The sequence below is a fragment of the Desulforamulus profundi genome (assembly GCF_002607855.1).
Window position 1 is genome coordinate 60,633 of record NZ_AWQQ01000007.1, and the last position, 25,235, is coordinate 85,867.

The 25,235-nt window shown below is 47.0% G+C and carries 27 protein-coding genes and 5 pseudogenes; 8 read left to right on the forward strand and 24 right to left on the reverse strand.

Going from position 1 to position 25,235, the window contains the following annotated elements; genetic code table 11:
- Positions 1 to 97 precede the first annotated feature (97 nt).
- On the forward strand, positions 98 to 1,171 hold the full coding sequence (locus tag P378_RS01105) for a tungsten cofactor oxidoreductase radical SAM maturase (RefSeq protein WP_238472707.1): 1,074 nt from the start codon (positions 98 to 100) through the stop codon (positions 1,169 to 1,171).
- On the opposite strand, the gene P378_RS19215 is transcribed toward P378_RS01105, so the two are convergent.
- From P378_RS19215 to P378_RS01135, 7 genes and pseudogenes are all read right to left on the reverse strand, one after another.
- Positions 1,155 to 1,316 carry a hypothetical protein gene (locus P378_RS19215; protein ID WP_180260918.1) on the reverse strand — a complete coding sequence of 54 codons (162 nt, stop codon included), beginning with the start codon at positions 1,314 to 1,316 and terminating at the stop codon, positions 1,155 to 1,157. The two genes, P378_RS01105 and P378_RS19215, sit on opposite strands and share 17 nt — an antisense overlap.
- Before the next feature lie 191 nt (positions 1,317 to 1,507).
- Complete coding sequence (locus tag P378_RS01110; RefSeq protein ID WP_099081976.1) at positions 1,508 to 3,187, reverse strand: ribonuclease J; 1,680 nt, start codon at positions 3,185 to 3,187, stop codon at positions 1,508 to 1,510.
- Positions 3,188 to 3,754: 567 nt separating this feature from the next.
- Positions 3,755 to 4,294 (reverse strand): Panacea domain-containing protein, encoded by a 540-nt coding sequence (locus P378_RS01115; protein ID WP_099081977.1) that lies wholly within the window; start codon positions 4,292 to 4,294, stop codon positions 3,755 to 3,757.
- A 20-nt stretch (positions 4,295 to 4,314) separates the two neighbouring features.
- On the reverse strand, positions 4,315 to 4,920 hold the full coding sequence (locus P378_RS01120; RefSeq protein ID WP_274378613.1) for an HD domain-containing protein: 606 nt from the start codon (positions 4,918 to 4,920) through the stop codon (positions 4,315 to 4,317).
- An 86-nt stretch (positions 4,921 to 5,006) separates the two neighbouring features.
- Entirely contained in the window at positions 5,007 to 6,719 is a 1,713-nt protein-coding gene (locus tag P378_RS01125; protein WP_099081979.1) for an IS1634 family transposase, read from the reverse strand.
- 276 nt (positions 6,720 to 6,995) lie between these two features.
- Positions 6,996 to 7,738 (reverse strand): annotated as a pseudogene (locus P378_RS01130) (IS4 family transposase); the annotation flags it as partial.
- A 154-nt stretch (positions 7,739 to 7,892) separates the two neighbouring features.
- Positions 7,893 to 8,381, reverse strand: a complete 489-nt coding sequence (locus P378_RS01135) for a TetR/AcrR family transcriptional regulator (RefSeq protein ID WP_099081980.1) — start codon at positions 8,379 to 8,381, stop codon at positions 7,893 to 7,895.
- A gap of 196 nt (positions 8,382 to 8,577) precedes the next feature.
- On the opposite strand from P378_RS01135, the pseudogene P378_RS01140 reads away from it, so the two are divergent.
- Positions 8,578 to 9,712: pseudogene (locus P378_RS01140) on the forward strand (NAD(P)-dependent malic enzyme).
- Positions 9,713 to 10,037: 325 nt separating this feature from the next.
- On the opposite strand, the gene P378_RS01145 reads toward P378_RS01140, so the two are convergent.
- On the reverse strand, positions 10,038 to 10,568 hold the full coding sequence (locus P378_RS01145) for a VanZ family protein (RefSeq protein WP_238472708.1): 531 nt from the start codon (positions 10,566 to 10,568) through the stop codon (positions 10,038 to 10,040).
- A gap of 12 nt (positions 10,569 to 10,580) precedes the next feature.
- Positions 10,581 to 10,994 (reverse strand): RrF2 family transcriptional regulator, encoded by a 414-nt coding sequence (locus P378_RS01150; protein ID WP_099081982.1) that lies wholly within the window; start codon positions 10,992 to 10,994, stop codon positions 10,581 to 10,583.
- Between the two features lie 140 nt (positions 10,995 to 11,134).
- On the opposite strand from P378_RS01150, the gene P378_RS23275 reads away from it, so the two are divergent.
- Complete coding sequence (locus P378_RS23275; RefSeq protein ID WP_099081983.1) at positions 11,135 to 11,323, forward strand: hypothetical protein; 189 nt, start codon at positions 11,135 to 11,137, stop codon at positions 11,321 to 11,323.
- Here the strand turns inward: P378_RS23275 and P378_RS01160 are convergent.
- Positions 11,280 to 11,663, reverse strand: a complete 384-nt coding sequence (locus tag P378_RS01160; RefSeq protein WP_099081984.1) for an ACT domain-containing protein — start codon at positions 11,661 to 11,663, stop codon at positions 11,280 to 11,282. The two genes, P378_RS23275 and P378_RS01160, sit on opposite strands and share 44 nt — an antisense overlap.
- A 375-nt stretch (positions 11,664 to 12,038) precedes the next feature.
- Here P378_RS01160 and P378_RS01165 point away from each other — a divergent pair, with 375 nt between their 5' ends.
- Positions 12,039 to 13,463, forward strand: coding sequence for an NAD-dependent malic enzyme (locus P378_RS01165; protein ID WP_099081985.1), 1,425 nt, complete (start codon positions 12,039 to 12,041; stop codon positions 13,461 to 13,463).
- A 139-nt stretch (positions 13,464 to 13,602) separates the two neighbouring features.
- On the opposite strand, the pseudogene P378_RS01170 reads toward P378_RS01165, so the two are convergent.
- The 3 genes and pseudogenes from P378_RS01170 to P378_RS01180 all read right to left on the reverse strand — a co-directional run bounded on the left by P378_RS01170 (position 13,603) and on the right by P378_RS01180 (position 17,652).
- Positions 13,603 to 15,047: pseudogene (locus tag P378_RS01170) on the reverse strand (carbon starvation CstA family protein).
- Positions 15,048 to 15,183: 136 nt separating this feature from the next.
- Positions 15,184 to 15,891, reverse strand: a complete 708-nt coding sequence (locus P378_RS01175; RefSeq protein ID WP_238472717.1) for a LytR/AlgR family response regulator transcription factor — start codon at positions 15,889 to 15,891, stop codon at positions 15,184 to 15,186.
- 12 nt (positions 15,892 to 15,903) lie between these two features.
- Positions 15,904 to 17,652 carry a sensor histidine kinase gene (locus P378_RS01180; RefSeq protein ID WP_099081987.1) on the reverse strand — a complete coding sequence of 583 codons (1,749 nt, stop codon included), beginning with the start codon at positions 17,650 to 17,652 and terminating at the stop codon, positions 15,904 to 15,906.
- 130 nt (positions 17,653 to 17,782) lie between these two features.
- Between P378_RS01180 and tpx the strand changes: the two genes are divergently transcribed.
- On the forward strand, positions 17,783 to 18,121 hold the full coding sequence (gene tpx, locus P378_RS01185) for a thiol peroxidase (protein WP_274378614.1): 339 nt from the start codon (positions 17,783 to 17,785) through the stop codon (positions 18,119 to 18,121).
- Between the two features lie 210 nt (positions 18,122 to 18,331).
- Here the strand turns inward: tpx and P378_RS18815 are convergent, their stop codons facing one another.
- The 6 genes from P378_RS18815 to P378_RS20460 all read right to left on the reverse strand — a co-directional run bounded on the left by P378_RS18815 (position 18,332) and on the right by P378_RS20460 (position 20,850).
- Complete coding sequence (locus P378_RS18815; protein WP_143338380.1) at positions 18,332 to 18,985, reverse strand: DUF2250 domain-containing protein; 654 nt, start codon at positions 18,983 to 18,985, stop codon at positions 18,332 to 18,334.
- A gap of 81 nt (positions 18,986 to 19,066) precedes the next feature.
- Complete coding sequence (locus P378_RS01195) at positions 19,067 to 19,504, reverse strand: sporulation membrane protein YtrI (protein ID WP_238472710.1); 438 nt, start codon at positions 19,502 to 19,504, stop codon at positions 19,067 to 19,069.
- A gap of 46 nt (positions 19,505 to 19,550) precedes the next feature.
- Entirely contained in the window at positions 19,551 to 19,880 is a 330-nt protein-coding gene (locus P378_RS01200; RefSeq protein ID WP_099081990.1) for a YtrH family sporulation protein, read from the reverse strand.
- Between the two features lie 259 nt (positions 19,881 to 20,139).
- Positions 20,140 to 20,427 (reverse strand): enolase C-terminal domain-like protein, encoded by a 288-nt coding sequence (locus tag P378_RS01205; RefSeq protein ID WP_207653964.1) that lies wholly within the window; start codon positions 20,425 to 20,427, stop codon positions 20,140 to 20,142.
- Positions 20,428 to 20,457: 30 nt separating this feature from the next.
- The gene (locus tag P378_RS20455; RefSeq protein WP_238472711.1) at positions 20,458 to 20,607 is read right to left on the reverse strand and encodes a VanZ family protein; all 150 of its coding nucleotides are present in this window, start codon (positions 20,605 to 20,607) and stop codon (positions 20,458 to 20,460) included.
- Between the two features lie 48 nt (positions 20,608 to 20,655).
- On the reverse strand, positions 20,656 to 20,850 hold the full coding sequence (locus P378_RS20460) for a hypothetical protein (RefSeq protein WP_238472712.1): 195 nt from the start codon (positions 20,848 to 20,850) through the stop codon (positions 20,656 to 20,658).
- A 226-nt stretch (positions 20,851 to 21,076) separates the two neighbouring features.
- Between P378_RS20460 and P378_RS01215 the strand changes: the two genes are divergently transcribed.
- Positions 21,077 to 22,114: a DUF2325 domain-containing protein gene (locus P378_RS01215; RefSeq protein WP_099081991.1), complete on the forward strand. Its 1,038-nt coding sequence runs from the start codon at positions 21,077 to 21,079 to the stop codon at positions 22,112 to 22,114.
- Here the strand turns inward: P378_RS01215 and P378_RS19220 are convergent.
- From P378_RS19220 to P378_RS22660, 5 genes and pseudogenes are all read right to left on the reverse strand, one after another.
- Positions 22,091 to 22,240, reverse strand: coding sequence for a PDC sensor domain-containing protein (locus P378_RS19220; protein WP_180260919.1), 150 nt, complete (start codon positions 22,238 to 22,240; stop codon positions 22,091 to 22,093). The two genes, P378_RS01215 and P378_RS19220, sit on opposite strands and share 24 nt — an antisense overlap.
- 64 nt (positions 22,241 to 22,304) lie before the next feature.
- Positions 22,305 to 22,475, reverse strand: a pseudogene (locus tag P378_RS20465) (Rrf2 family transcriptional regulator); the annotation flags it as partial.
- 59 nt (positions 22,476 to 22,534) lie between these two features.
- Positions 22,535 to 22,642: pseudogene (locus P378_RS22655) on the reverse strand (glycine radical domain-containing protein); the annotation flags it as partial.
- 48 nt (positions 22,643 to 22,690) lie between these two features.
- Positions 22,691 to 23,644 (reverse strand): sporulation protein, encoded by a 954-nt coding sequence (locus tag P378_RS01230; protein WP_099081993.1) that lies wholly within the window; start codon positions 23,642 to 23,644, stop codon positions 22,691 to 22,693.
- A gap of 32 nt (positions 23,645 to 23,676) precedes the next feature.
- Positions 23,677 to 24,123 (reverse strand): MerR family transcriptional regulator, encoded by a 447-nt coding sequence (locus tag P378_RS22660; protein WP_099081994.1) that lies wholly within the window; start codon positions 24,121 to 24,123, stop codon positions 23,677 to 23,679.
- A 134-nt stretch (positions 24,124 to 24,257) separates the two neighbouring features.
- Here P378_RS22660 and P378_RS19225 point away from each other — a divergent pair, with 134 nt between their 5' ends.
- Entirely contained in the window at positions 24,258 to 24,791 is a 534-nt protein-coding gene (locus P378_RS19225) for a hypothetical protein (protein WP_180260920.1), read from the forward strand.
- Positions 24,792 to 24,849: 58 nt separating this feature from the next.
- The gene (locus P378_RS18820; protein ID WP_143338381.1) at positions 24,850 to 24,999 is read left to right on the forward strand and encodes a PocR ligand-binding domain-containing protein; all 150 of its coding nucleotides are present in this window, start codon (positions 24,850 to 24,852) and stop codon (positions 24,997 to 24,999) included.
- The last annotated feature ends 236 nt before the right edge of the window (positions 25,000 to 25,235 follow it).

The following is a 25,235-nucleotide window of genomic DNA, read 5'->3' on the forward strand; positions in this document are numbered from 1 at the left end:
ATATCCATTCTAAAGACAATCTGCCGGTGGCAAAAGAATTAAACTGAGCGATATCGGCCTGCTACCGGCAGACCCCAAAGCTTCCGAAGCCCTGCTGTTGCCCACCGAGGAGGGCTATAAAATCATCCCCCTGCGGCGGGACATTAAAAAACTGTATATCGAAGTAACCACTCTCTGCAACTTTGCCTGCACCACCTGCATCCGCAACTCCTGGCAGGATGATATGGGTCAAATGGAGTGGGCCACCTTTGAGAAGCTACTGGCCCAGCTGAAGGAACTGCCGGAGCTGGAAACGGTGCATTTTGGCGGCTTTGGTGAACCCATGAGCCACCCCCGCATTTTTGATATGCTGCGGGCGGTGAAAGCCCTGGGACTGCGGGTGGAAATGATTACCAACGGCTCCCTGCTGTCAACGGAGAATATTGAGAAGTTTATCAACCTGCCCTTAAACGCTATTTTTATTTCCCTGGACGGCCCCGATGAAGAAGAATATAACCAAATCCGCCAGACGGACTTTGCCCCGGTGGTGGACAACATCAAAGCCTTAAACACCGCCAAAGAGGCGGCCAAAAGTAAACTGCCGGAGCTGGGTATTGAGTTTGTGGCCATGAAGAAAAATTTTCATAAGCTGACCAAGCTTATCCGCCTGTCGCTGGAGTTAAAGGCCCGTCAGGTTATTGTCACCAACGTATTGCCCTATAACGAAGAAATGAAGGATGAAATCCTCTACGACCTGGACGACACTTGGTTAGACCACGGCAAGGACACCATCCTGGTGAATGTGCTGGCCAAGATGCCCTATATGAAAATCCGCACTGACCGCCAGTGCAAATTTGTGGAGGACAAAGCTGCCACCGTAACCTACCGGGGCGAGGTGGCTCCCTGCTATGCCCTGATGCACGCTTACCATTGTTACATTTACGGGCGCAAAAAGGAAATATACCCCTTTTATCTGGGCAACGTCAATGAATCCACCCTGGGCGACATCTGGACCGATTTGGCCTATGTCAATTTCCGCAGCAAGCTGAAAGATTTTAAGTTTCCCTCCTGCACCGACTGCAAATACGTAGACGGCTGCTCCTATACCGACACCAACGAATCGGACTGCTGGGGTAATAATCCCTCCTGTGCTGAGTGCCTATGGTCCCGGCGGCTCATTGTCTGCCCCTAGAGGATAGATTTATACGCAAAAGAGGAACCCCTTTGCTTGCAAGGTGTTCCTCCACCTCAACACTTTCCATGTCGCAGCAGCCTTTTTTAGGTTTCTTGAACAATCCCACGAGACCTCCCAGCCCCGACTTTTCTTTGTCGCTCACAGCCACTCCTCCTTTTAAATAACTAACTCAAATACATAACCGGCCAGCATGGCCACAATAACAATGGTTAGCACAAAGGCCACTACTCATCACCGCCCCCAGTCTCATGCCTTTACTCAACTTAGCTTAACAATATCCTTTAAACTCAAAAAACCGATCCCGATTAAGGGGCAATTCTTGATTTTATAACCCTAGTTTGTCTTTTTATCCACTTCCATGATAATGGGCATTATCATAGGTTTGCGCCTGGTCTTTTCGTATAAAAACTTACCCAGGGCCCCTTTAATCTCCTGTTTAATATAGGCCCAGCCGCAGTTCCCCTGACCGGTACACTTATCAAGGGCAGCGTTTACTTTCCTCCGAGCCTCTTCCATTAAGGCCTCCGACTCCCGAACGTAAACAAAGCCCCGGGACACGATATCTGGCCCTGCCAATACCTGGTGGGTCTGTTTATCCATCGTTACTACCACAATTAATATGCCCTCCTGGGCCATCTCCTTACGATCCCGCAGTACGATGTTGCCTACGTCACCGACCCCCAGGCCATCTACCAGCACTCTACCGGCGGGGACGCGCCCGGCCAGCCTGCCGGAGCGGCGGGTAAAGGTAAAGACCTGGCCGATTTCCCCTATAAAGATATTCTCTCCGGGGATGCCCAGCTGTTGGGCCAGCTCTGCATGTTTCTTTAGCATGCGGTATTCACCGTGCACCGGGATAAAATATTTAGGTCGCAAGAGGTTTAACATTAGCTTCAGTTCTTCCTGGCTGGGGTGGCCGGAAACGTGGATATCGGAGCTGCCTTCGTAAATTACTTTGGCTCCCAGCTTAAAGAGTTGGTTAATGATGCGGGATACCAGTTTTTCATTACCGGGAATGGGTGTGGCTGAGATAATTACTGTATCCCCCGGCATCACCTCTACTTGCCGGTGATCCCCGTGTGCCATACGGGTTAAAGCAGACATCGGTTCCCCCTGGCTGCCGGTGGTAAGAATCACAACCTGGTTCTTGGGCAGCCTGTCCACCTCGTCCAGGTCAATCAACATCCCCTCGGGAATATGCAGGTAGCCCAGTTCGCTGGCCACCGCCAACACGTTCACCATACTGCGCCCAGCCACTGCCACGTAGCGTTCGTATTTATGGGCCGTTAAAATGGCCTGCTGCAGCCGGTGGATGTTGGAAGCAAAGGAGGCAATGATAATTCGCTCTTTTGCTTCCAGGAAATACTGTTCAAAGGACCTGCCCACCAGCCGCTCCGACAGGGTGTAACCCTCCCGCTCCGCATTAGTGCTGTCGGACAGCATCACCAGTACCTCCTGCTCCCCCAGAGAGGCAAATTTGTGCAGGTCTATAACATCTCCGTCCACCGGTGTATGGTCGATTTTAAAATCCCCCGTATGCACCACTGTCCCCAGCGGAGTGTGGATGGCCAGGGCCATTGCGTCAGGGATGCTGTGGGAGACCCGGATAAATTCCACTTTGAATGGGCCGATTTCCACTTTATCCCGGGGTTTCACCGGCAGCAAGGTTGACTGACCATCCATATGATGCTCCTTCAACTTACGATCCACCAACCCCAGGGCCAACCTGGAGCCGTACACCGGAACATTGATTTGTTTCAGGAAATAAGGTAGCCCCCCAATATGGTCTTCGTGACCGTGGGTCAACAGTACTGCCTGCACTTTGTCCCGGTTTTCCACCAGGTAGGTATAGTCAGGTAGAACAATATCAATGCCCATCATTTCCTCCCCTGGAAAGGCCAGTCCACAATCAATTAATATAATGTGTTCGCCATATCTAATGGCTGTCATGTTCTTACCAATTTCCCCCAGACCACCCAGGGGAATAACTTGTATAGTAGGTTCCTTTGCCAATAGAACACCTCCTGTTGAAAGTATGCTGATTATAATTGTTAGGCGAAAACCGCTCCCTTAATGACCTTTAAATTATACTGCGAGTTTGTTATAAAGGCAATTTATTCCATAATATTGCTTAATTGGACTTAGGGGTTAGGGTACTCACTTCCCCAAAGGAATTCTGAATGTATTCCCGGCAAGGAATGATCGACCCAAGAGAAATTTCAACTACTAAATGGTAATCCAAATTAAATAGCGGTTTTCGATACCCCAGTCGAAAAACCGCTCGAAAATCTTAATATTATAAAGGAATGAAAGCATACTGTTTTGCTGATAGTATGGTGGAGGCGGGGCGTACTGTTTTAAAACCAAAACTTACCTGCCGCCGGTTAAAAGAAATAGTCAATCAAAGTATACCAATAGCATCTAACCACAGCAAAGGTTATTATTGTTCCCACCCCCAACAGGGGTGGGCTTTGATTTACATTACAACCGTTCTCCCTCAAAACAAGAACGGGCAATGCAATGGCCACAACCACTACCTGATGAAAAAAGGGTGATCTCCTACTGGGTAAGGGAAAAATGTTAGTTCCGTTTTTTCTCTATAAAGTTAAAGTCTAACAGTTTCTTAACAGCATCCTCAATTTCGCTTTCACTAAATTTGTCACCTTTAATGTTTTCAACAGTTTGTACCACCTTAATATGGTTTGCTGTTCCTTCCTTCTCAATAAGTTCTTTCACAATAAAGTGTACAGTTGAAAGTAACTCTAATTCCATAGGGGTCATGTTACATAAACTTGTTAATACAAAATCCAGTGCCCCTCTTTCCTTACTACTGAGCGGGATTTCTCCAGCATCATTTAAATATAAATTAAGATATTGAGAGGGCTTAATTATAAGGGAATTACGATATTGCTCCCTTACTACAACACCATCCATTTCAAGCTTTTGGATATCATTTTCTACTGACGAACAGAATGGACCATAATGGTGAATGCCGTAATTATACCCTAGCTGGAAACCCTTTTCTTGTAAGAAGTAGATTAACTTTTGCATTGCCTTTTTTCCAGGGTTTACATATTTGCATATTTCATTAATTACATATATAAGCTTCAATTCTCTCATAAAATTCCCTCCATTCATAATCATTCACCCAAAGCATCTGATTGTTTCTCATCATATATTTGTTTTGCCCTTTCATAAACTTCTTTTTTAGCGTATATCCGTATGATGTTAATAGGTTTCGTTAAGTTTTGAATTATCTCCGACTCAGACCCGATTGACACTGGAAACGTAGAATTCTTGCGTATCACGGGGATAGCCTTTTCATCGTCTACTTCTATACGAGAAGGAATTTTATGAGGTAACTTACTGGCAGAGTCTGTGATTATGTTTTCCTTTCCACATTCTCTTTCAATATCTCTTACTATCATGTTATAGTATCTTTTATCTTTGGTATCAGAGTGTGGTGGAGATTCATCAACTAGACTAATTAAGTCTCTGTTAACTATTCGATGTGCCCATTCGTTATTTTTTTGTTCTTTGGTCATCATACACCAAATGACATCATCGTTCATTTGTAGATATTGATTAATATCAGCCGGGTATGTTCCACCGGGTAGAATTTCCTTTAAAAAATTAGTCAGCATAAGGTCAAAAAGTCTTCTTGTTCGATGGAAGTATACTTGCGTAAACATGAAATAGCGAGCAAGTATAAAAGCTTCTGTTACATGCATACCGCCCTTTTCTATGGCTAACCTAGCGTGAGTTTACGAAATAACGATTACAATAACCCCTCAGCCCAGTAACCACAAGACTTTCAGGGGATAGAAACGTATTACCCCCCGAGGGCATACTTTTTGATGTCTAAAATCTCTAAAACCCTTTTTTCCTCAGGCGTTAATTTGGTTAATGAAAAACATTCTCGATCCTTTTTTGACTTGCCTTTCTTGGGGTAAATTGTAATTACCTGTTTTATATTAGATAACATTGACAGCATTTTATTGATACTGATTTTAATGCCATTATCACTGAGAATACGGTTTAATAAACAGCACAATCTGAGAGCCAGAACACAATAAAATGCATGAACTCTAATTTTTTGGTCAGTCCAGTGATGTATTGGACGAAAGCCTAAAAATGTAGTGTTTTTCATTTGTTTAAAGGCATCTTCAATGTGGTATTGCGAACGGTACGTGGAGATTATTTTTTCATTCGGCCAGCCATGGTTGTCTGTAAATAAAATAGTTTTGCCAAGATAATGTTCCTGAATATATTCTAATTGCTTGATATCCAAGGAAAAATCAAGATGGGCAAAGCCTTCACGCTCATAGACGTTTGTTTTGAAAAYGTCAGACATAAATTCCCCGTGCAGTATGTTATCAATATATTTTTGCACAGAGGCAATAGTGGGTTTGCGCCCTTTGGTAACCCTGCCAGTTGCACGATTAATCAGGGATTGCTGCAATTCATACAATTTTAAGGTTGATTTTTCAATGTTCTTTGTTATACCTTGCATCTGACCGACTAAAAGCGCCGGATTGCGAACAACTAAAACGGTCATCTCCTGGCCATAAACGGAAAGTTTGGTGCGATATACCTTGACGTTTTCAAGGCCATTTCCGCTAACCGGCTCAAATTCACGGGATGGAATTTCCAGTAATGCTTTTTGCTCTGAAAGTTTAAGTGAGCCCACGACATTAAAGGGTAAGTCACCGTCTTTAATAAGTTTCATATTTTCCAGGGAATTATTTCCCTTATCAAAAACAAGGGTTACATTCCTGGGTTTACCACAAATTTTAATGAAACGATCCTTAAGTTTACTTATAACGGCCTTAAACTGAACAGAATCATAATCATTACCCGGGTATACCTCATGAAAAAGAGGAACATTGAAATCAGGGGTAACCATCATTGCCAGACCGACAATTTTCAAGTCAGACCGTTTCTCCTTGCTGTGGCCTCTCTGTGGCAACTTGCTGGAGGAAAGAGTATCAACATAAGTAAAAAAATTGGTGGTATCATAGATAAGGCAATCCGTCGAAAGATTATATTTATTTACAATGAGCCGGGTAAATTCATCTTCAAAATTATTAATGGCGGATTCGGACAACAAGCTCATATTATCCCAGAATCGCTGGCTGGATAACAAATTCTTTTGGGCAGGTAACAGCTTGTAAAGCATTGTTTTAGTGTACCAATCGCCAATTTGGTGTTTACTGACAGGGTTAACAACCCGGTTAATTGCTGCCAGCAGCATATATTCACCAACGCTTAGCCCCTGYTCCCGYTTGGGTGCATATTTATCGATTATCTCAACAACCCCAAGTTGTTTGGCGATATCATACAAAGCACATACAGCACCAAATTCTAAAACAATACTGTGTTTGGGATTGTCTAAATCGGATTTACCTTCAATAACCTTGGCAATGTCTTCTGCACGTCCCAGATATTTTTGATTAACGATTCTTGGCTTACCGTTAACCCTGGCGGACTCAACCAGATAATAATAAAATTGATTTTTCTTCTTCTTTTTAATGATGGAAGCCATAGCCAYCTCCTGTCGTAGTGGTAGGGTAATACATRCTTCGACACAGAGGTGCCAAATTCCTGCAATAGCACCAATATATCCRGTAAAATAGGCATAAATTTATTTGTTTATTCGACCAAAGCAATGCAAAAGTTAATCATCAGTAGGGTAATACATATTTTTACCACTAATACCAAGCACTACCYATGAAAAATGTCTTTAAAATCAAGCATTGCAAGGATTCACATTTGAAATATTATGAGCATTGGTAAAGTAACGATTTAATAATTCGTAAACTCGGGCTAGGATTACCTTGTGGTCTTTTTTGATTAGGCTATCCGGGTTTGTTGGAAATTCCTCTAATGTTTCAACTATTGCGTTACTTTTTAAACGGCTAACAAATCTGGTGCCGTTATTACAATAACTGTCGAATTTTTTGTAATCCAGGTAGCCACGGTCAAAGACGTTAAGGGCATCTTTTGCTACAACCAAGGCATCCATTTGTGTTTTGTCAGCAGGTTTGGCCGGTTTAATTATGGCTTTGTCAGGTAGAACCCCTTGTTCAAACAGCTGGATACGGAGGTGTAGTTTAACTCCACTTTTAGTTTTTCTGAACTCTGCCCAGCGGTATCGGGATAGACAAAGGCTTATAGTTGAGGAGTCTATCAGATAAATACGACCTAGTTCCTGCCTTATTGATTTAAAACCGATTTCAATACCAAACTGATAGACTATATCAGAAAACAGAGACTGAACTAATTCAGGCGATAAATCTCTTAACTTACGGGACAACTGTGACGCACTGATTGAATTTATACCTACTGCCGCACTGAAATTATCATCGTTCAAACTGTTACTGATATGGCGCAGACCTTCAAGTTGCTCTAACTGAGCATACGCAACCAATTGGATTAGTTTAACAACGGTTAGCTTTTCGCGTAAGCATCTACTTCCGATTCTTTGACATTGCTTAAAAATTTTTCGTTATAAATTGCTTGAAACAGTTGATTATATGTGGATTTATTGGTATCCTTGTCCATGCGATGTCTCCTTATTTTTGAGATTATGGACAGGACTACCTGTTATACCTCAATTATAAGGAGATTTTAATCATTTTTACAGGATATTGCTGGAAAAACAATGATTTATTGGTTTTTTTCTAGAATTTTAGATATTGACATTTTGGAAATTTATTTATGCAACGCTAGTGAAAAATTTATAATCAAACAGGGCATCGATGGTTTTATCCAGGGTTAATCCAATAATAGCCGGGTGAAGATCATCCCTGATATCGCCCTTTTCTTTGCCAATAGCCAGCAATTTTTTTACATGTTCACACTTAAACTCGCCGATGGCATCGGCCTTGGCCCATTCTTCCGGGAAAAAACGCTGTAGTTCCTCCAGCAGCCAGTCCGGTACTTTTTCGTGGTTATCACAAAATACAACCTCTTTAAATTTATCAATCCAGCCTCCTTCAGTTTGCATGGCCTCGATTGTGCGGGCCTTTTCCATTTCCATGTGTGCGTCTACCGCCGCGCTGATAATTTGATTTTTACTGTCAAAATACTTATAGACAGTCTTTTTGCTGATACCCAGGTCTGCGGCAATGTCATCAATGGTGAACTTCCTAAAACCAAATTTTTTAATTTGCTCCATAGCTGCCTGAATAATTTTGTCTCTCAAAAATCAAACCCCCCTTCGGAAACCAATGCAGTTCCCTCAGTTTCTAAGTGTAACGTTACCAGTAATACCGGTTAACGTCAAGTTAGTTATTATTAATGATTAAAATATTGAAAGTTCAAACAACTTGCAGGATAATAAAAAATAATAAAATATATAGGTTGTCAGTGTTACCCCGTCGTACATAACCAGGGATTTGATGATTCGTTTACGGGAGAGGGGGCATCTGGAAGAGCTGGTTCAGGCATTGCAAAACATGCCGGATGTCCAGGTCATTCATGTGGCGGACCGGGTCTTCACCCGTCACCTGGGCGGTAAAATTGAAATGACCCCCCGGAGACGGATCGAAAACTGGGAGGACCTATCGCTGGTGTACACTCCCGGCGTGGCGGTGATCTCCGAAACCCTGGCCCAGGAGCCGGAAATGGCCTATAAATTAACCATGAAAGGAAATACCGTAGCCATTGTAACCGACGGCTCGGCGGTGCTGGGTTTGGGGAATTTGGAGGAATTAACCTGGAGGACATTGCCGCCCCTAAATGCTTTGAAATTGAAGAAAGGTTAAACCAACTTTTAGATATACCTGTTTTTCACGATGATCAGCACGGCACTGCCATTCGGTGGCCGGTTTGATTAATGCCTTGAAAGTGGTAGGCAAAACCATGGACGGCATTAAATTGGTGATGAGCGGGGCCGGCGCTGCCGGGGTGGCCATTGCCAAAATACTGCTCCGCGCCGTTGTTCGTAATTTGATTGTCTGCGACCGCCAGGGAGCCATCTCCCGCAACAATCCGCCTAAAGATCATTCCAAGGCCTGGATTGCGGAGCATATCAATCCGGAAGGTATTCAAGGCAGTTTGAAAGAAGTGATCACCGGGGCTGACGTGTTTGTGGGTGTCTCCGCCCCCGGGCTGTTAAACCGGGAAGATATTCTTAGAATGTCCGAGAAGCCTGTGGTCTTTGCCCTGGCAAACCCCGACCCGGAAATCCAGCCGGAAGAAATTTATGATATTGCAGGGGTGATTGCCACCGGCCGGTCCGATTATGCCAACCAGATTAATAATGCCCTGGCCTTCCCAGGCGTTTTCCGGGGAGCTCTCAACTGTCATGCCCGTACCATCAATGACGAGATGTGCCTGGCGGCCGCCCATGCTCTGGCCGGTATCATTTCCGACCGGCAGTTGACGGCCGAAAACATCATCCCCTCTGTTTTTAATGAAGAGGTGGCCCCCGCAGTAGCCCGAGCCGTCGAGGAGGTCGCCGAACAAACCGGCGTTGCCAGGAAAGTAGTATCCGCCGGCTTTGATGGGGAAGTACTGCCATCTGACAGTTGAATGGCACTTTTTTCACCTTTTCTAAATAGAAGAGGCCGGAATTAAATCCGACCATATTTCTTCATCCCTGAGGTATTTGGTATTGAAAACAGACATGGCTCACCCCGTACTTTTGAGGGATTTACTTAAACGTATCGCGTTAATCTCTGGTTTACCGCCCGTCTTCGGTAATGGAAATAACCGGTCCCAGGAACCTGTGTTTTGGTTTCAGGAAGTGCACGTTGTAGAAATCCTTGTTTCTGGCCAGGACTTCTCTGGCCTCGTAGTAACCGGCGTCCCGGTAAATATGCTTGTCGGCCTTTATCCCTTTGGCCTCTATACAGAATTATTTGCTTCCATGTTGCCCTGCCTCAGGGGCCAGCCTATCAGTAATTGCAGACAAAAACCTCCCTATTTTTGACTGTTCCTTACGGAAGTAAGTCTGTTTAATAAAAAACCATACCAGGGCAACTCCCGCTGTGTCCTTTATTAAATCAATCACAGAGGCCGATCTTGAGGGAATGAAAGATTGGTGAAACTCATCTACAAAAGCATAGGCCACTGATATGATGATGGCTATTTTGTTTTCTCTCGGACTTAGTGGTCCCCCTGTAAGAAAAGCCAGAACCAGTAACCCGTACAGGATGGCAAATTCCACCAGATGCAGGCTTTCTTTGATCAAAGAATCATAAAAACCCAGATCAATCACTGAATGACTGGGCTGGCTTGATAAAAACCAGATAAAGATCATATAGGACAACGGTAAAACTCGGATAATAGAGCGGGTAACCCATAGTCCTAAAGACATCGCATCAAATCCCCTTGCATGCTTTATATTCTTTAATTTCCACAGATTCGCCAATAGTCCTTTAACCAATGCAAAAGGCCTCTAGTTTTTACATTTGCTTAGTTCTGCAAAATTGTAACCGGCCAACTCTTTGTTCAGGGTTTGTTGGATGGAAAAAAGGGCTTTGTGTAATGGACACCAGGCAGTGAAATGTTTGTTGCATTCTTCCGGAGCCACTAAGCACCGGTTCACTTCCAGGGGGCCCTCCACCGCTTCCACAACATCCTTCATAGTAATATCTTTGGGATCCCTGGCCAGGGCATAGCCCCCGCTTACCCCCCGGAAGGACTCTACAATACCAGCGGTTGCCATGGAGCGAAGAATCTTTAGCAGAAACCGGATCGGGATTTTCTCCTGCTCGGCAATGACCTTTGCCTCGGCCAACTGCCCCTTGGGAAGCTGGGATAGATATAAAACAGCTCGGAAAGCATAATCGGTTGCCTGGTTTAGCCTCATGAAGTATACCTCTTTTCTGTCGAACAAAGTATATTTGCAAAGTATACTTTTTATTACTATAATCGCATTTGACGAAAAAAGTCAACTATCGCTCTATACAGTCTCTCTTCTAACTTACCACATTCTTTAAAGGATGCCCCCTGAATTGCCTCTGGTGCCACAACCCGGAAAGCCAGAGCTTCCATAAAGAAATTCTTTATAACCGCGAAAAATGCACCGTGTGCAGGCAATGTCAGCGGAAGTGCACCCAGGAGGCCATAGAGTTTTCCGGGGGAGCCACCTATCCTATAAAAATTGATGTCCTTCTCCCTTTAACACAGCAATGGTAGCATCCAGTTTTTCTTCCTTTACCAAAAGATAATCCGTATTATAAGTTGAGAGGGCAAAGATACTGATTCCCTGGCGGGCCAGCGGTTGGCCCAATCCGGCAAGTATGCCGGTTAGTGAGAAATCCAATGGTCCTGCCACCTTCAGGATTCGCCAACCGGACTCTGTAACCGAATGCTCCGGTACAAGCTCTTCCCTGCATACAATGGATAATTCCTTATTGGTTTTGGTTATAGACAGAAAGCCTGCCCCTTGTAAAACCGGGCCGGGAACCGGCTCTTCAGGCGAAAGTCTCCAGACAGCATATTTTTCAGGAAGAACACTCAGTTTTAAGGATTGCATTTTAAACCTCCCTTAATTTTCTTACCGCTTGATTGACAATTAGTTTTCAACTTCAAATACAAAATACCTGCTCCGGGACGTAATTGACATAAAAATAGCCGGGGATTCGTTAAGTTGCCCCCGGCCCTTTATTCTAAATAAACAGCAGGCGGGCTAACAAAGCAAAACCTTTGGCGAAACCCAGTAATACCGGTTGACGTCAAGTTAATTATTATTAATGATTAAAATATTGAAAGTTCAAACAACTTGCAGGATAATAAAATAATGAAATATATAGGTTGTCAGTGTTTATGAAAGTGTAAATAATACTTATTAAATAAGACGTTGTTCCACCAAAAAATATTTCACTTTTTATGAAGAGGGATGATTTTTCTAATGGTTATGTCTTTGAATATAACGATCCGACTAAGGCTTGCAAACCGTCCCGGTACCCTGGCCAGGGTACTCAATGTCATTGCCCGGGAAGGGGGCAGCCTTGGGGCCATTGATTTGGTTACTGCCACCCCGTCGTACATAACCAGGGATTTGATGATTCGTTTACGGGAGAGGGGGCATCTGGAAGAGCTGGTTCAGGCATTGCAAAACATGCCGGATGTCCAGGTCATTCATGTGGCGGACCGGGTCTTCACCCGTCACCTGGGCGGTAAAATTGAAATAATCCCCAAGAGACGGATCGAAAACTGGGAGGACCTGTCGCTGGTCTATACGCCCGGTGTGGCGGTGATCTCCGAAACCCTGGCCCAGGAGCCGGAAATGGCCTATAAATTAACCATGAAAGGAAATACCGTAGCCATTGTAACCGACGGCTCGGCGGTGCTGGGTTTGGGGAATTTGGGGCCCACCGGGGCGCTGCCGGTGATGGAAGGCAAGGCTGTTCTGTTCAAGCAGTTTGCCAATGTGGACGCAGTACCCATTTGCCTGGATGTCCATGAACCTCAACAGATCATCGATGCTGTGCTGGCCCTGGCACCGGCCTTTGGAGGAATTAACCTGGAGGACATTGCCGCCCCTAAGTGCTTTGAAATTGAAGAAAGGTTAAACCAACTTTTAGATATACCTGTTTTTCACGATGATCAGCACGGCACTGCCATTGTTACGGTGGCCGGTTTGATTAATGCCTTGAAAGTGGTAGGCAAAACCATGGACGGCATTAAATTGGTGATGAGCGGAGCCGGCGCTGCCGGGGTGGCCATTGCCAAAATACTGCTCCGCGCCGGTGTTCATAATTTGATTGTCTGTGACAGAAAGGGCGCCATCTCACAGAACAATCTGCCCAAAGATCCTTCTAAGGCCTGGCTTGCGGAACATACCAACCCCGCAGGGCTGCAAGGCAGTTTGAAGGAAGTCATTGCCGGGGCTGACGTGTTCGTCGGCGTCTCCGCGCCGGGCCTGCTGAACCGGGAAGATATCCTGAAAATGTCCGAAAAGCCGGTGGTCTTTGCCCTGGCGAACCCCGACCCGGAAGTCCAGCCGGAGGAAATTTATGATATTGCAGGAGTTATCGCCACCGGGCGGTCCGATTATGCCAACCAGATTAACAACGCCCTGGCTTTCCCCGGTGTTTTCCGGGGAGCCCTCAACTGCCATGCCCGCACCATCAATGACGAGATGTGCCTTGCCGCCGCCCACGCCCTGGCCGGCATCATTACCGATAAGCAGCTGACAGCCGAGAACATCATCCCCTCTGTCTTTAATAAAGAGGTGGCCCCCTCGGTGGCCCGGGCTGTGGAGGAGATGGCTCAGCGCACCGGGGTTGCCCGGAAAGTGGCAGCCGTCGGCTTTGAGTCTGAATTGTCCTGAAGCAAAGTTTTTAAGGCAGGGAATGGTTTGTTCCTTGAACCGGGGTCCCATAGAAATAAAATAGGTGACAAGAGTTTATAGACTCTCATCACCTGAATGAAACAGATATATTCGTTTCTTCCAAGGGGGACAGGATTTATTACACCGGCTTTTTGGCCGGGGAAACAGTCAGCTGCCCGTTTTGCATACCCAGGACTTTCTTAACAAACAGCCCGATGGGGATCAGAGCCAGGGCAAAGCCCAGGGGGTAGGCGATTCCGGTGGCCAGCTTAAATCCTTCGGGAGCCATCAGGATGTAGGTGAAAGTCACCACCGTCATGAAGGCAGCGGGAACAGAGGCAACCCAGTGGAACTTTTTATTTTGTACCAGGTAAACAGCGGCTGTCCACAGCATGATCATGGCAGTGGTCTGGTTGGCCCAGGCAAAGTACCGCCACAGGAAGTTAAAGTCGATCAGTGTGAGCAGGTAACCCACGGTGAACAGCGGGATAGCAATGACCAGCCGTTTACTGAAGGGTTTTTGGTTCATTTTCAGGAAGTCGGCAATCAGCATTCGGGCGCCGCGGAAGGCGGTATCACCGGAGGTAATAGGCAGTACGATAACGCCCAGCACTGCCAGGGTACCACCCACTGCACCCAGCAGGGTGGTAGCCACTTCCTTAACCACACCGGCAGGACCGGCGCCACCGGGCGCCAGCATAGCGGCCAGGCCTTCGTAGCTGCCATAGAAGGACATACCGGCCGCAGCCCAAATCAAGGCAATGATTCCTTCAGCAATCATCATACCGTAGAAGATTTTACGGCCATATTTTTCATTTTGCGTGCAGCGTGCAATAATCGGAGACTGGGTGGCATGGAAACCGGAAACAGCGCCGCAGGCAATGGTGATAAACAGCAGCGGCCAAAGGGGAGCGCCTTTCGGGTGCACATTGGCCAGGGTCAGCTCAGGAATCTGGTAACCCTGAAGGATCATCGCGCCGCCCACACCAAAGGCCATAACCAGCAGCAGTGCGCCAAAGAACGGGTACACCCGGCCAATGATCTTGTCAACGGGTAGCAGGGTGGCAAGAATGTAGTAAGCTAATATGATGCCAACCCAAACGCCTAATGTCATCCACCCCGGTGTCAGGTTTGCCAGCAGCTTGGCCGGACCGGTCATAAATACGGTACCCACCAGGACCAGAAGAATCAGCGCAAAAAAGTTGGTAAAGGCCTTCATGCCTTTGCCCAGGTATTTCCCTACCATATCCGGCAGGCCGGCACCACCGTTTCTTACGGAAAGCATGCCGGAGAAGTAATCGTGCACCGCGCCGGCAAAGATCGATCCCAACACAATCCATAAAAAGGCCACGGGACCCCACAGGCACCCATGATGGGTCCGAAGATGGGACCTAAACCGGCAATGTTTAACAACTGAATGAGACCGGCCCGCTTCCACTCCATGGGAACGAAGTCTACACCGTCCTGCTTGGTGTAGGCGGGACATTCATTTTGTTCGTTAACCCCAAATACTTTTTCTACGAACTTACCGTAGGTAAAGTACCCGGCAATAAGTAAAAGAACAGCTGCAATAAAGGTAATCATGTGCTTCCCTCCATAATGATAACTGATTGACAAAATTGTAATACAGGAGGAAAATCATATGTTTATATCATGTATAACTGGTCAAAACACAGGCACAGACGGTCAAAATGCAAGCATAAAATGCATGCGTCAGACGTCATATTCCCAGTAGCCGTTTAATCTCTTTCATGCCGTTACGGCTTACCGGGACCCGGGAGGATTCATTATCTTTCATCACCAGTTGGTAGCCTTGAAAGGCCGGTTCAATTTTTTCAATTTTGTTAACATTGACCAAAAAGCCGTGGTGGGGTCGAAAGAACGCCCCCTTTGCCAGCCGCTGTTCCAGGCCCTGTAACGTGTAACTGACAGTATAGGAATTGTCTTCGGTTTTAATAAGTACCTCTCTGCCTTGGCGGCCGGCGTAGACAATTTCTTCCGGGTCCAGCAGCTTTATCAAGTCGTCATGACTGACGGCAATTTTGTTCTGTAGAATGTGCTGATTGGTTTTTCTTTGGTTCACCAGACGCCGCAGTTTCTCTATAGTCTCTGCCACTCGCTCTTGGGAAAAGGGTTTTAACAGGTAGTCCACCGCGTTAACCTCAAAGGCTTCCACTGCATGCTGGTCATAAGCCGTGGCAAAGACCACCAGAGGAGGGTCCGTTAGACGGGATAGTTGCCTGGCCACTTCCATGCCGTCCCTGCCTGGCATGGATATATCTAAAAACACAGCGTCCGGACGCTCTTTCCGCAATGCCTGCAGGGCGGATTGGGCATCGTCAGCCTCTGCCACCACTTCCAGGTCGGAATGTTGTTTTAACAGGTACATGAGCTCATCCCGGGCCGGAACTTCATCGTCCACCACCACTACCCGCAAGCATCACACCTCTTTCTTTGCAGTTAAAGGTATCTTGAACTGAACGGTTGTCCCTTTATTGGGGGTACTTTCAATGGAAAGACCGTATTCAGGACCGAATACCCCTTTTAACCTGCTATGAACATTCATCAAGCCAATTCCCTCGCTGCCCTGTAATTTTTCCTCATCTAATAAATTCTTCAGTTTTTCTGGCTGGATTCCCGCGCCGTTGTCTTTGACAGTTATCACCAGGTCACCGTCATGCTCGATAGCCCCGATACAAACCGCAGATTCCTCTGTGATTTTGACAAACCCGTGCTGGATAGCGTTTTCTACCAGGGGCTGCAGGGTTAAGGGCGGCAGGGCAATCCCGTAGAACCTTGCGGGTACGTCAACGGTCACGTTTAACCGGTTGGAAAACCGTGCCTGCACCACTGCCAGGTAAGCCTGTACATGTTTTAATTCTGTTTCCAGGCTGGTCCACTTATTTAAGGAACTTTTTAAATTTTGCCTGATGTAATTGCCCAACTGGACCAGCACTCCTCTGGCGTCATCCGGGCTTGTTCGTATTAAGGAGACCACCGTATTTAAAGCATTAAACAAAAAGTGCGGGTTAATCTGGGCCTGCAGGGCCTTAATCTCGGCATCCTGCAGCAGCCGGGCCTGTCTTTCCGCTTCCCCCAATTCCAGCTGTGTAGAAAAAAGCTGGGCCAGACCCCGGGCCAATTCCACCATTATTCTATCCGGTTTGCGGCGCTTAACAAAATATAATTTGAGGGTGCCGATAACCTTTTTTCCACTGTGCAGCGGTACGACAATGGCCGACTGCAGAGGACACTCCCGGTTCTTACAAAGAATTTCCGAAGGGCTGGTAGCAACTTTCAATTCACCCCGTTCCAGGACCTGCCTGGTAACTTCCGTTAAAATGGGGGCTCCCGGCAAATGGTGGTCCGCCCCTGCCCCTACATGGGCTAAAATGAACCGGTGGTCCGTAATGGCAACCGCCCCTGCCCCTGATTTCTCATAGATAATGCGGGCAGTGGCCAGGGCGGAGTCAAAGTTTAATCCGGTTCTTAAATGGGATAGCGTTTTATCGGCAATGGCCAGCGCCTTTTGGGCCTGGACGGCGCCAACGGTTCGTTCATGCTCCACCACTGTACGGACAATGGCGATAAACAGGGCAATGCCTAAACTGTTGGCCACGATCATCGGAACGGCGATAATTTTTACCAGAGCCAGGGCCTTATGAAAGGGTTCGGCCACCATTAAAATAATGGCCATTTGGCCGATTTCTCCGGCAATCCCGGTCGCCAGGGCCACTCCCGGGGAAATTACGGCCTGCTGCCGTAATTTCCAGTAAACCACTCCCGCCAGCAGCCCTTCATAAACGGTGGAAATGCCGCAGGCCACATCGGTAAAGCCGCCCAGGGACATTCTGTGGATACCCGCCAGCAGCCCGGCTCCCAGCCCGGTCAGAGGACCGCCTAAAAGACCTGCCACCATGACCCCGATGGCCCGGGAGTTGGCGATGGCATCCTCATAGGAAAGTGAACCGGGAAATTGATGCTGTACCTGACCCGGACTCACGGTAATGCCGGTGTAGGTGCCAATAATGCCAAAAAGGCCAAAGATCAAGGCCAAAAGAAACTTATTCTTTAGTACGGGCTTGTTTTCCAGTAAAGCGCGAAAACGAGACCAGCGGGTAAATAAAAAAGCAATGGCAACAATAAAACCCATGCGTTCGACCATGAATATTAATAATAACCAGGACAATTTATTATCCCCTTTCACAATAGGGTCTCTAAAAAACGTGAACTTATGAGGTCCTCTAACCGGATAAGCCTGTTTATTTTAACTGCTCTTTTGGAGTAACAAAACCGAAAAGGATGATGTTTATGACACAATTGATATCCAGGTCTGTAATTTGCAAACCAGCCGCTTTAATCACGAAGCCGCTTGGTTAAACGGTGTACAGATCCTTACCCTCAGCGTGGACCTCCCCTTTGCCCTGGGACGCTACTGTGCCGCCCAGAGAATCGACAAGGTGAAAACCCTGTCCGACCATAAGGACCTTTCCTTTGGCCTGGCCTACGTCTTTGTCATTAAGGAACTGCGTCTCCTGAGCCGGGGCATTGTGGTGCTGGATCAAAACAATACCGTTCAGTACGTGGAGTACGTAAAGGAGATTACCAAAGAAGCGGATTACGACAGCGCCCTGGCAGCGGTGAAGAAATTGGTCTAAAGGGCCGACAGGCTTTCCATTGTGGTTAAATGATGATGGATATATAAATACGGGCACAAAGGTGCCCGTATTTATATTATTACAATTTTTGTTTTTAATAAATGGCTTCAGTAACTAGCATTTCCTCAAGGGTGAAGATCACCGCTGTCGTTGGAAAGAATACTGCGAAGTCTATCCTTTCACGGAAGCAGTTATTTGCTTACCACGGCTTTAGCCTTCCGATAAATCGTCCAGCCCCCGGCGCAGTTTTCTGAGGTAGTGTCTGCCTTCCCGGGTTATTCGGTAATAGGTGTGGTTCATGTGCTTGGTCCAGTCCTTTTGCCGGTGGTAGCCCTCCAGCATGTTGCCGGGAACCTTTTCCAGCAGGCCTTTTTCCAATAGGGCCTCCAAACGCCGGCGGGACTCCTCCACATCAAGGCCGATATTGATCCCCAGCCGCCAGGCATATTCCGGCCCGGCGTAATCGATAAACTTGAGGATAGCCAGATCTGTCTCGTCTTCTATCTCCTCGGACAGCAACCCCATGTCCATGAGTGTCCGGTAAACCTGCCCGGCTTTATCCCTGCAAAGGTCTGTGTATTCCTTGTGAAGCGGCGCCAGCTCATGTTCTTCGTCAAGCTCCTCCCCGCCGATCATCCCTGCCAACTCATCAAGATCTTTTACAAGGCTTTTTAATTCATCAAAAAGCAGGCATTTTTGGTTTAAATCATGCAGTTTTCTAGCTAACTCGGGTATCCTTTGGGGATCGGTGCTGACCTCCGGCTCAGCCAGCAGCTGTTGCACCTCATCCCTCTCTTCAACGATTTTGTCGATTTTGCGCCAGATTTCTTCATCACTGAGGTATTTCGCATAGAAAACAGGCATAAGTTCACCCCGTATACCCGTATAATAGAGGTACTTACTTTTACTGCAAGCGGCACCCCCTATCCGGGTGCCGCAGCCTTTTTATTGCCTTGCTTCCCCTTTTACCAGGGTCGCTTTCAAATATACGGTGAGCTTTTCGTTGATGATCACCAGGTGAGTTCTCAGACGGTATTTATTGCCGTTGGCCTCGATCTCCCGGTTGTCCACGATACTGGGAATCCAAAGGGTATCCAGGCCGGCCACATCCTGTCCCAACAGGGGGCTCAGCCAGTTCTTTACCTTCTCGGCGGCCTCCAGTTTAACTCTTAACTCGTCATATTCCGTCAAGCCTTCCCGGGAAGTCAGGATCAAGTAGGTCTCAATGGCAGTGATGGTTTGCTTCTTTTTCTTTTTGGAGCTTTCCTTCAGCTTCTCTAATTCGTTTTGGGCATCCTCCAATTGGTCCTGGAGGGTTATGTTAACCAATGTCAGATGATCCACCTGCTGCCCGATTAATGCATTGGTTCCGGCAGCCCCCAATATAATCCCCAGCAGCAGGAAGGCAATGCCCCTGAAAAGGCCGGCTTCATTCGGAACTCCCCCCGCACAGGGCCAGGATCAAATAATACCCGGCCTGGGTTCCTGCCAGAGCGCTGACGATATAAAAGATTTGCTTGGCTACTGCCCGAATTTCCCCGTTAAACAGGCCGCTCTCAAAGACCTCAAAGGTGGAAAAGGTCCCCCCGATGGCGGCGGCAATGGCCCAAATCTTCATATCCCGGGCCAGCTTCAGCATCACTCCCAGGGAAGGTTCTTTGACCAGCACCGCTGCCAGGGAACCGATCAGCACCGACCCGATCATAATGCCCAGGGCCGTAAAGAAGATCAGGATTACTTTATGTTCAAAGGTCTCCATTATGTCACCCCTTAACAGGACAATCTCTCTAATCCTTATTGATCGGGGCGGCAAATTATACCAACCTACACAAAACAAAAGGGTAAGTAAGCCTTCTGGCGTTAGATTGTCCACAAACATGGGGAGGGAGTTCCGTTATCCCCGCTCATTCCAATGCTCCACACCGACAGCACTACGACTCGCTCCGGGTGAAATTGGGTCGCCTCAATCAGTACTCAAAAGTGCAGTTAAATCTACCCCCTCTTAGGTTATGTCTTTCTTAACGCCGAAATGTCTCACTGTACAGGGTAAACTGATCAATGATCTCCCGCACCGGCTCATAGCCGATGCCCGGCTGGGACGGCACCTGAATCAGGCCGTTTTCCACCGTCACTTCCGGTTGGATGATGTCCTGCTCCCAGTACCGACTGGAGGCGGCGGTGTCTCCGGGCAGGGTGGTGACGGCTACATTATGGGCCCGGCCTACGCCGTCTTCCAGCATGCCGCCGCACCAGACGGGGATGCCTTTGTCCCGCCTTTTTCTCCTGTTGTTCCCCTGCCGGCGCAAATGTACGGGTAATCCAGAACAGGAAACAGGCTATCTTTGAATTGTTTTGTCGGTAATAGGTCTGTTTGATTGCAGCCCATACCAGGCAATGCCTGTCATATCTTTGATTAAATCCGTTACCGAGGCGGACCTGAAGGGGATAAAGGACTGGTGGAACTCGTCCAAAAAGGCATAGACCACCGATAGTGTCACCGCCAGCTTGTTTCCGGCGGGTCAATTCACCCCGCGTCAGCAGGGCCAGGACCAGCAGCCCGTACAGGATGGCAAATTCCACCAGATGCAGCTTTCCTTGATCAAAGAATCATAAAAGCCGAGGTCTATGACGGAATGCCTGGGCTGGCTTGATAAAAACCAGATGAAAGCCATATAGGCCAGGGGCAAAAATCGAATACCGCAGCAGATCACCGCTCGCCAGAAAGACATGGGTAAACTCCTTCACCTTTTGATAAATTTTTATTTCCACAAATGATTAAATAGTCCTTTAACGAAATAGATCGTCTTTTTACAGGGGTTTCCTTAAGGGCATACTTAAACCATATTTGTTTTATTAAGCTTTATATCTTATTGTTTGCTAAAAATACAAACAACTGTTTACTTTATTACACCGTTTTTTTATACTCTAAGCAAAATCTACAGGGGGTTGCCGCCTATGCCTTCCATTGAACCAGTAAACCAAGTGATGGAGTTAATTAAACAAACCCGGGAAAAATTTCACGGTCAGCTTAGTCCGGAAGAATTAGTAAGCCTATCCACCCTGGAGAAATCCCTGGAGCAGTGCCGACCGCTGTTTGAACGACCCCTGCCGGAGACTGTCCTGATCCCGGACGATGAAGAAGAACCGGAAGGTCGGGTTACCGGTCCCTTTAGTCGTTTGGCCAAGGGCGGCGTCATTTACGGCGAAGACGCTGAGGTATTTATGCCGGAGATTTGGGTGCGCAAACTGGGGGTGGAGCAGGGCGACTGGCTGGCCGCCGACCCCCTGGGAACTCTTCATGACAGTATGCTGTACGAGTTTACCGTGCTGGAACGGCACAATCAAAAAGATAAGTGCAAGCGGGTGGCCATTATCGCCCCCCTCCTTTATCATGCCGGCGAGTGGATGGTCTTCAGTGAAGAAGAGCAAACGACCCTGACCTTAAATCCCCGGGAAGTCCGCTCGTTGGGCCTGCAGGAAGGGGATCTGATTGAGGTCGCTTATCTGGAGGGAGATATCGCCAGGGCCAGAATCGCCTGGAAGTTTGAGGAACAAACCCTGGAGGAACGGGCGGAAGCCAAAACAAGACAAGCCGAGAAGCCTCGTCCTACTGTGGATGTGGCGGACCCCCTGTTATCAGGCCGCAGGGTTTTGGTGGTAGGCGCAGATTTATACAAGGAATCTTTCCGGCGTATGTTTGAACGACGCGGGGCATGTCTTATCTGGGAGTCAGGATTCCAGGGCGGCCTGGGCAAAAACATTGAGTCCAAGGTAAGAGGCACAGACATCGTGGTGATCGTTACCGAGATGATGTCGCACCGCTTGCCGGATGTGGAGGCCATGTGCCGGCGCCATAAAAAGCCTTATGTATATGCCCCTTCCAAGGTTCCACCGGGGCCATTCGGGAGGTACAGAAAAAACTTTGTTCCTTACCGCCCCAAAAACGTTAAACACAAAAGGAGCAGTCAATCATGCTGCTCCTTTTCCCTTTAATTTATAGATACTCCTATTAATATTTTTCAGGGATACGTCAATGCCCAGGACACCCGCAAATTGTCCCTGATCGTCATTGACCGGCATAGCAATGGAAATCACCGGCTTTTTGGTAACCACGTCCATTTGAGTAAGGATACCTTCCGGGTAATACTTGTGCCAAAGTGTTCTTTACTCATTCATTATTTAAGGATTCCACAATACCCGCCGCAGTCAGCAGCCGGAGAATTTTTAGCAGAAACCGGATGGGGATTTTCTCCTGTTCCGCAATCAGCTTTGCTTAGGCCAATTGTCCCTTGGGAAGCTGGGATAAAAATAAGACCGCTCGGAAGGCGTAATCTGTGGCTTGATTTAGCTTCATTGGACAACCTCTTTCCAGTATGTAAAGTATACTTACCAAGTATACTTTTATTTACTATACTGCTGGGCGGCCCGCAGGGTGGCGGCATCCACCACGTTAAACTGAATATGGTGGCCGTCCAGCTTGAAATAAGCCCGCACCAAATGGGCCATTTTGGTGATACCCTCTCCTGTATGGGTGGGTGCTGAAGAGCTTTGCAACCGACGCACGCCAGTCTAAAACTCTTCGTCGCCAAAGTCAAAGCCGCCGTCTCCCTCTTCTCCACCTCCGGACATTTCTTCGGTATCCCCGGCATCTTCGTTTTCATCGCCGTCAAAGAGTTCACCCAGTAAGGCACCGCCGAGCATACCAGTCAGCATGCCACCCATGAACCCACCAAATGGGGAACCGTGAGAAGCATGTTGGTGACTGTGATAACTGGGAGACATGCGGGGTCCCTGAATATAAACTTGGCTGAGCTCGTTCTCCAGAAACTCCCGGATATAATTTGCCAGTTCCCGGCTAGAGCCACTCCTTAACAATTCCACTGGAACGTGTAATTCCGTATGGTGCTCTACACCGCTGCGCATATAGCCGCCGGCCATTTCCATTTCTAAAAACAACTTAAAGTCATCACCCTGGGAGTAAAATTTAAGTTCCAATTCTCTTAATTGGTCGGAAAAATGTTCCGGAGGATAAAACTCAAACTCCTGGCCGTACCTTTCGATCTTCCCGGAGCCGATTTTTTCTTTAAAACCCAGGGTTTGTAAGGCATCAAAAACCAGGGCCATTTGCCTGCTGGGAAGCACTACCAACCTGTCGTGGTCGCCAGTATCAACGGCCTGGGCAATATCCGTCTTGGTTACAAGTGAATAGGCTACAGAACCCCTGGAAATGGGGTAGTGGTTGGGGATACGGTGTTCAAAGGGAAGCTCCCTGGTTTCCCGGGCCTCTATCCGGAAATCCCGGGCAACCTTGACGGTATCCACCACCTTGTTAATTTCCTTCCCCCGGATGTTAACCTTCATCACAACATCCACATCCAGGGTGTGAACCCCCTGGGCCACATTGCCACCCTCTACGATCACCTTCCCGGTGACGGACTCACCAATGCGGCACTGTTCATTCTCCAGCACCAGATTTACCTTTGCTGCCCCCACTCCAAAACTGGCCATCAGTTTCTTAAACATAAAACTCGGAACACTCCTTCTTTAAATATTTTTTAGATAAAAGGTGAAACTTCGTTAATGTATAAAAGCAAGGACTGGATCACCGTCATGCTTTGCATTAATACCTGTTTGGTTGCAACTGCCGCCTGATTGGCATCCATATTACTCACCATTGGCTGCAGCTGGGCAAGCTGGGTTTCCAGTTGTTTGAACTGGCCTTTTAAATAGTCAATGTCCAGACTTCTCCGCTGGCTTTGCTTGGTACCTCTGGACAATGCATAGTCCAGCGCCTCAATCCTTTCTTTAATCTCATCCAAGGTAAGCCTCTGGTTTTTCATGCTTTCAATGAGTTTAAGCCGCAGCAGAGAATCCTGTGAATAATAACGGTATTTGCTCTCCCACCGCGCGGGTTTTAACAGGCCAAGGTTAGTATAGTAATCGATCGTTCTTCTGCTTACCCCGGCCAGTTCCGCCAATTCTCCTATTTTGTAAAGCGTCATATCCCCATTTAATAACCACCTCACTTTCCAGTATATAGCATTGCCTCAAAACTGTACAGTTATACGTTATACTGTTTGAGTTCCTTACGTTGATTTAGATAAACAGGATGAGCAAATGACAGCCGAAATTACGCTTGGTTAAAGAAATATCGCAAATTGCAAAAAAACAGGCGAATAATTCGTTATTACTATTCAGAAAATTAATAATCTCAAAAGCAATAATAAACCAAACCCGATTAACCGACTTTTTAAAACTTGATGTTGGCTCCCTCAAGAACCTTTTGGATACGGCTAATCTCCCGGGCTCTTTCATCGATAAGGCAACTTATCAAGTCATGCAGGGCTTCTTTATGGATAATCTTTGCCGGGACTTGCATTTCTACGATGAGTACCACGCGCTGATCGAGGGCTGGCGAAACTTATCTGCGTTAAAAATCAAACCAGTTTCCAATTTGATTAACCCAGGATGCAAAACCGGCGTCGGCATGCGAAAAATAGATTTCAGGAGGAAATTGCCAAGAAGATGTCGAATGAAGGAGCGAGCTCTTTCATGGCCAAGAAGTTTGGCCAAAATTGACAGCAGCTCAGGAGACGGCATATCAACACTATATTTACGGCGGTTAACGACGCCCCCTTCGATGTGGTGCTGCAGAAGACGGCATAGATAATAAAACATCAGGACTGTGGATAAATCAGCCAAACTTACATTTTTAGGAGGGCAGGCCGATGAAAAAGGAACTTTCGCACCTGGACTATAAGGAACTTTTGGAAGAAGCGGGATTGCAGCAGATACAGGAGCAAGTAAGTAAAGTCATGGGCCTTGCAGTTCTAGTTACAGACCCGAGCGGCAAGCCGATTACCAGGATAAGTCACTAGCGTTGCATAAAACTTTCGCATAAATTAAAAGGTAATAATTGGAAGATATAATTGTATAATTTTGTAATTATTTGGGTGTATACACCAATTAACCCATTTTACTTTATGCTAAAGGAACAACCACTTAAGAGGTAGTCCTTTAATCCACATTTTTACAAATGATGTAATTCCTAGGCTATTATCGGGTCGTAAGTTAAATCATCCAGGTGGTCTGCTTCACCTTGTAGTACCTGTTC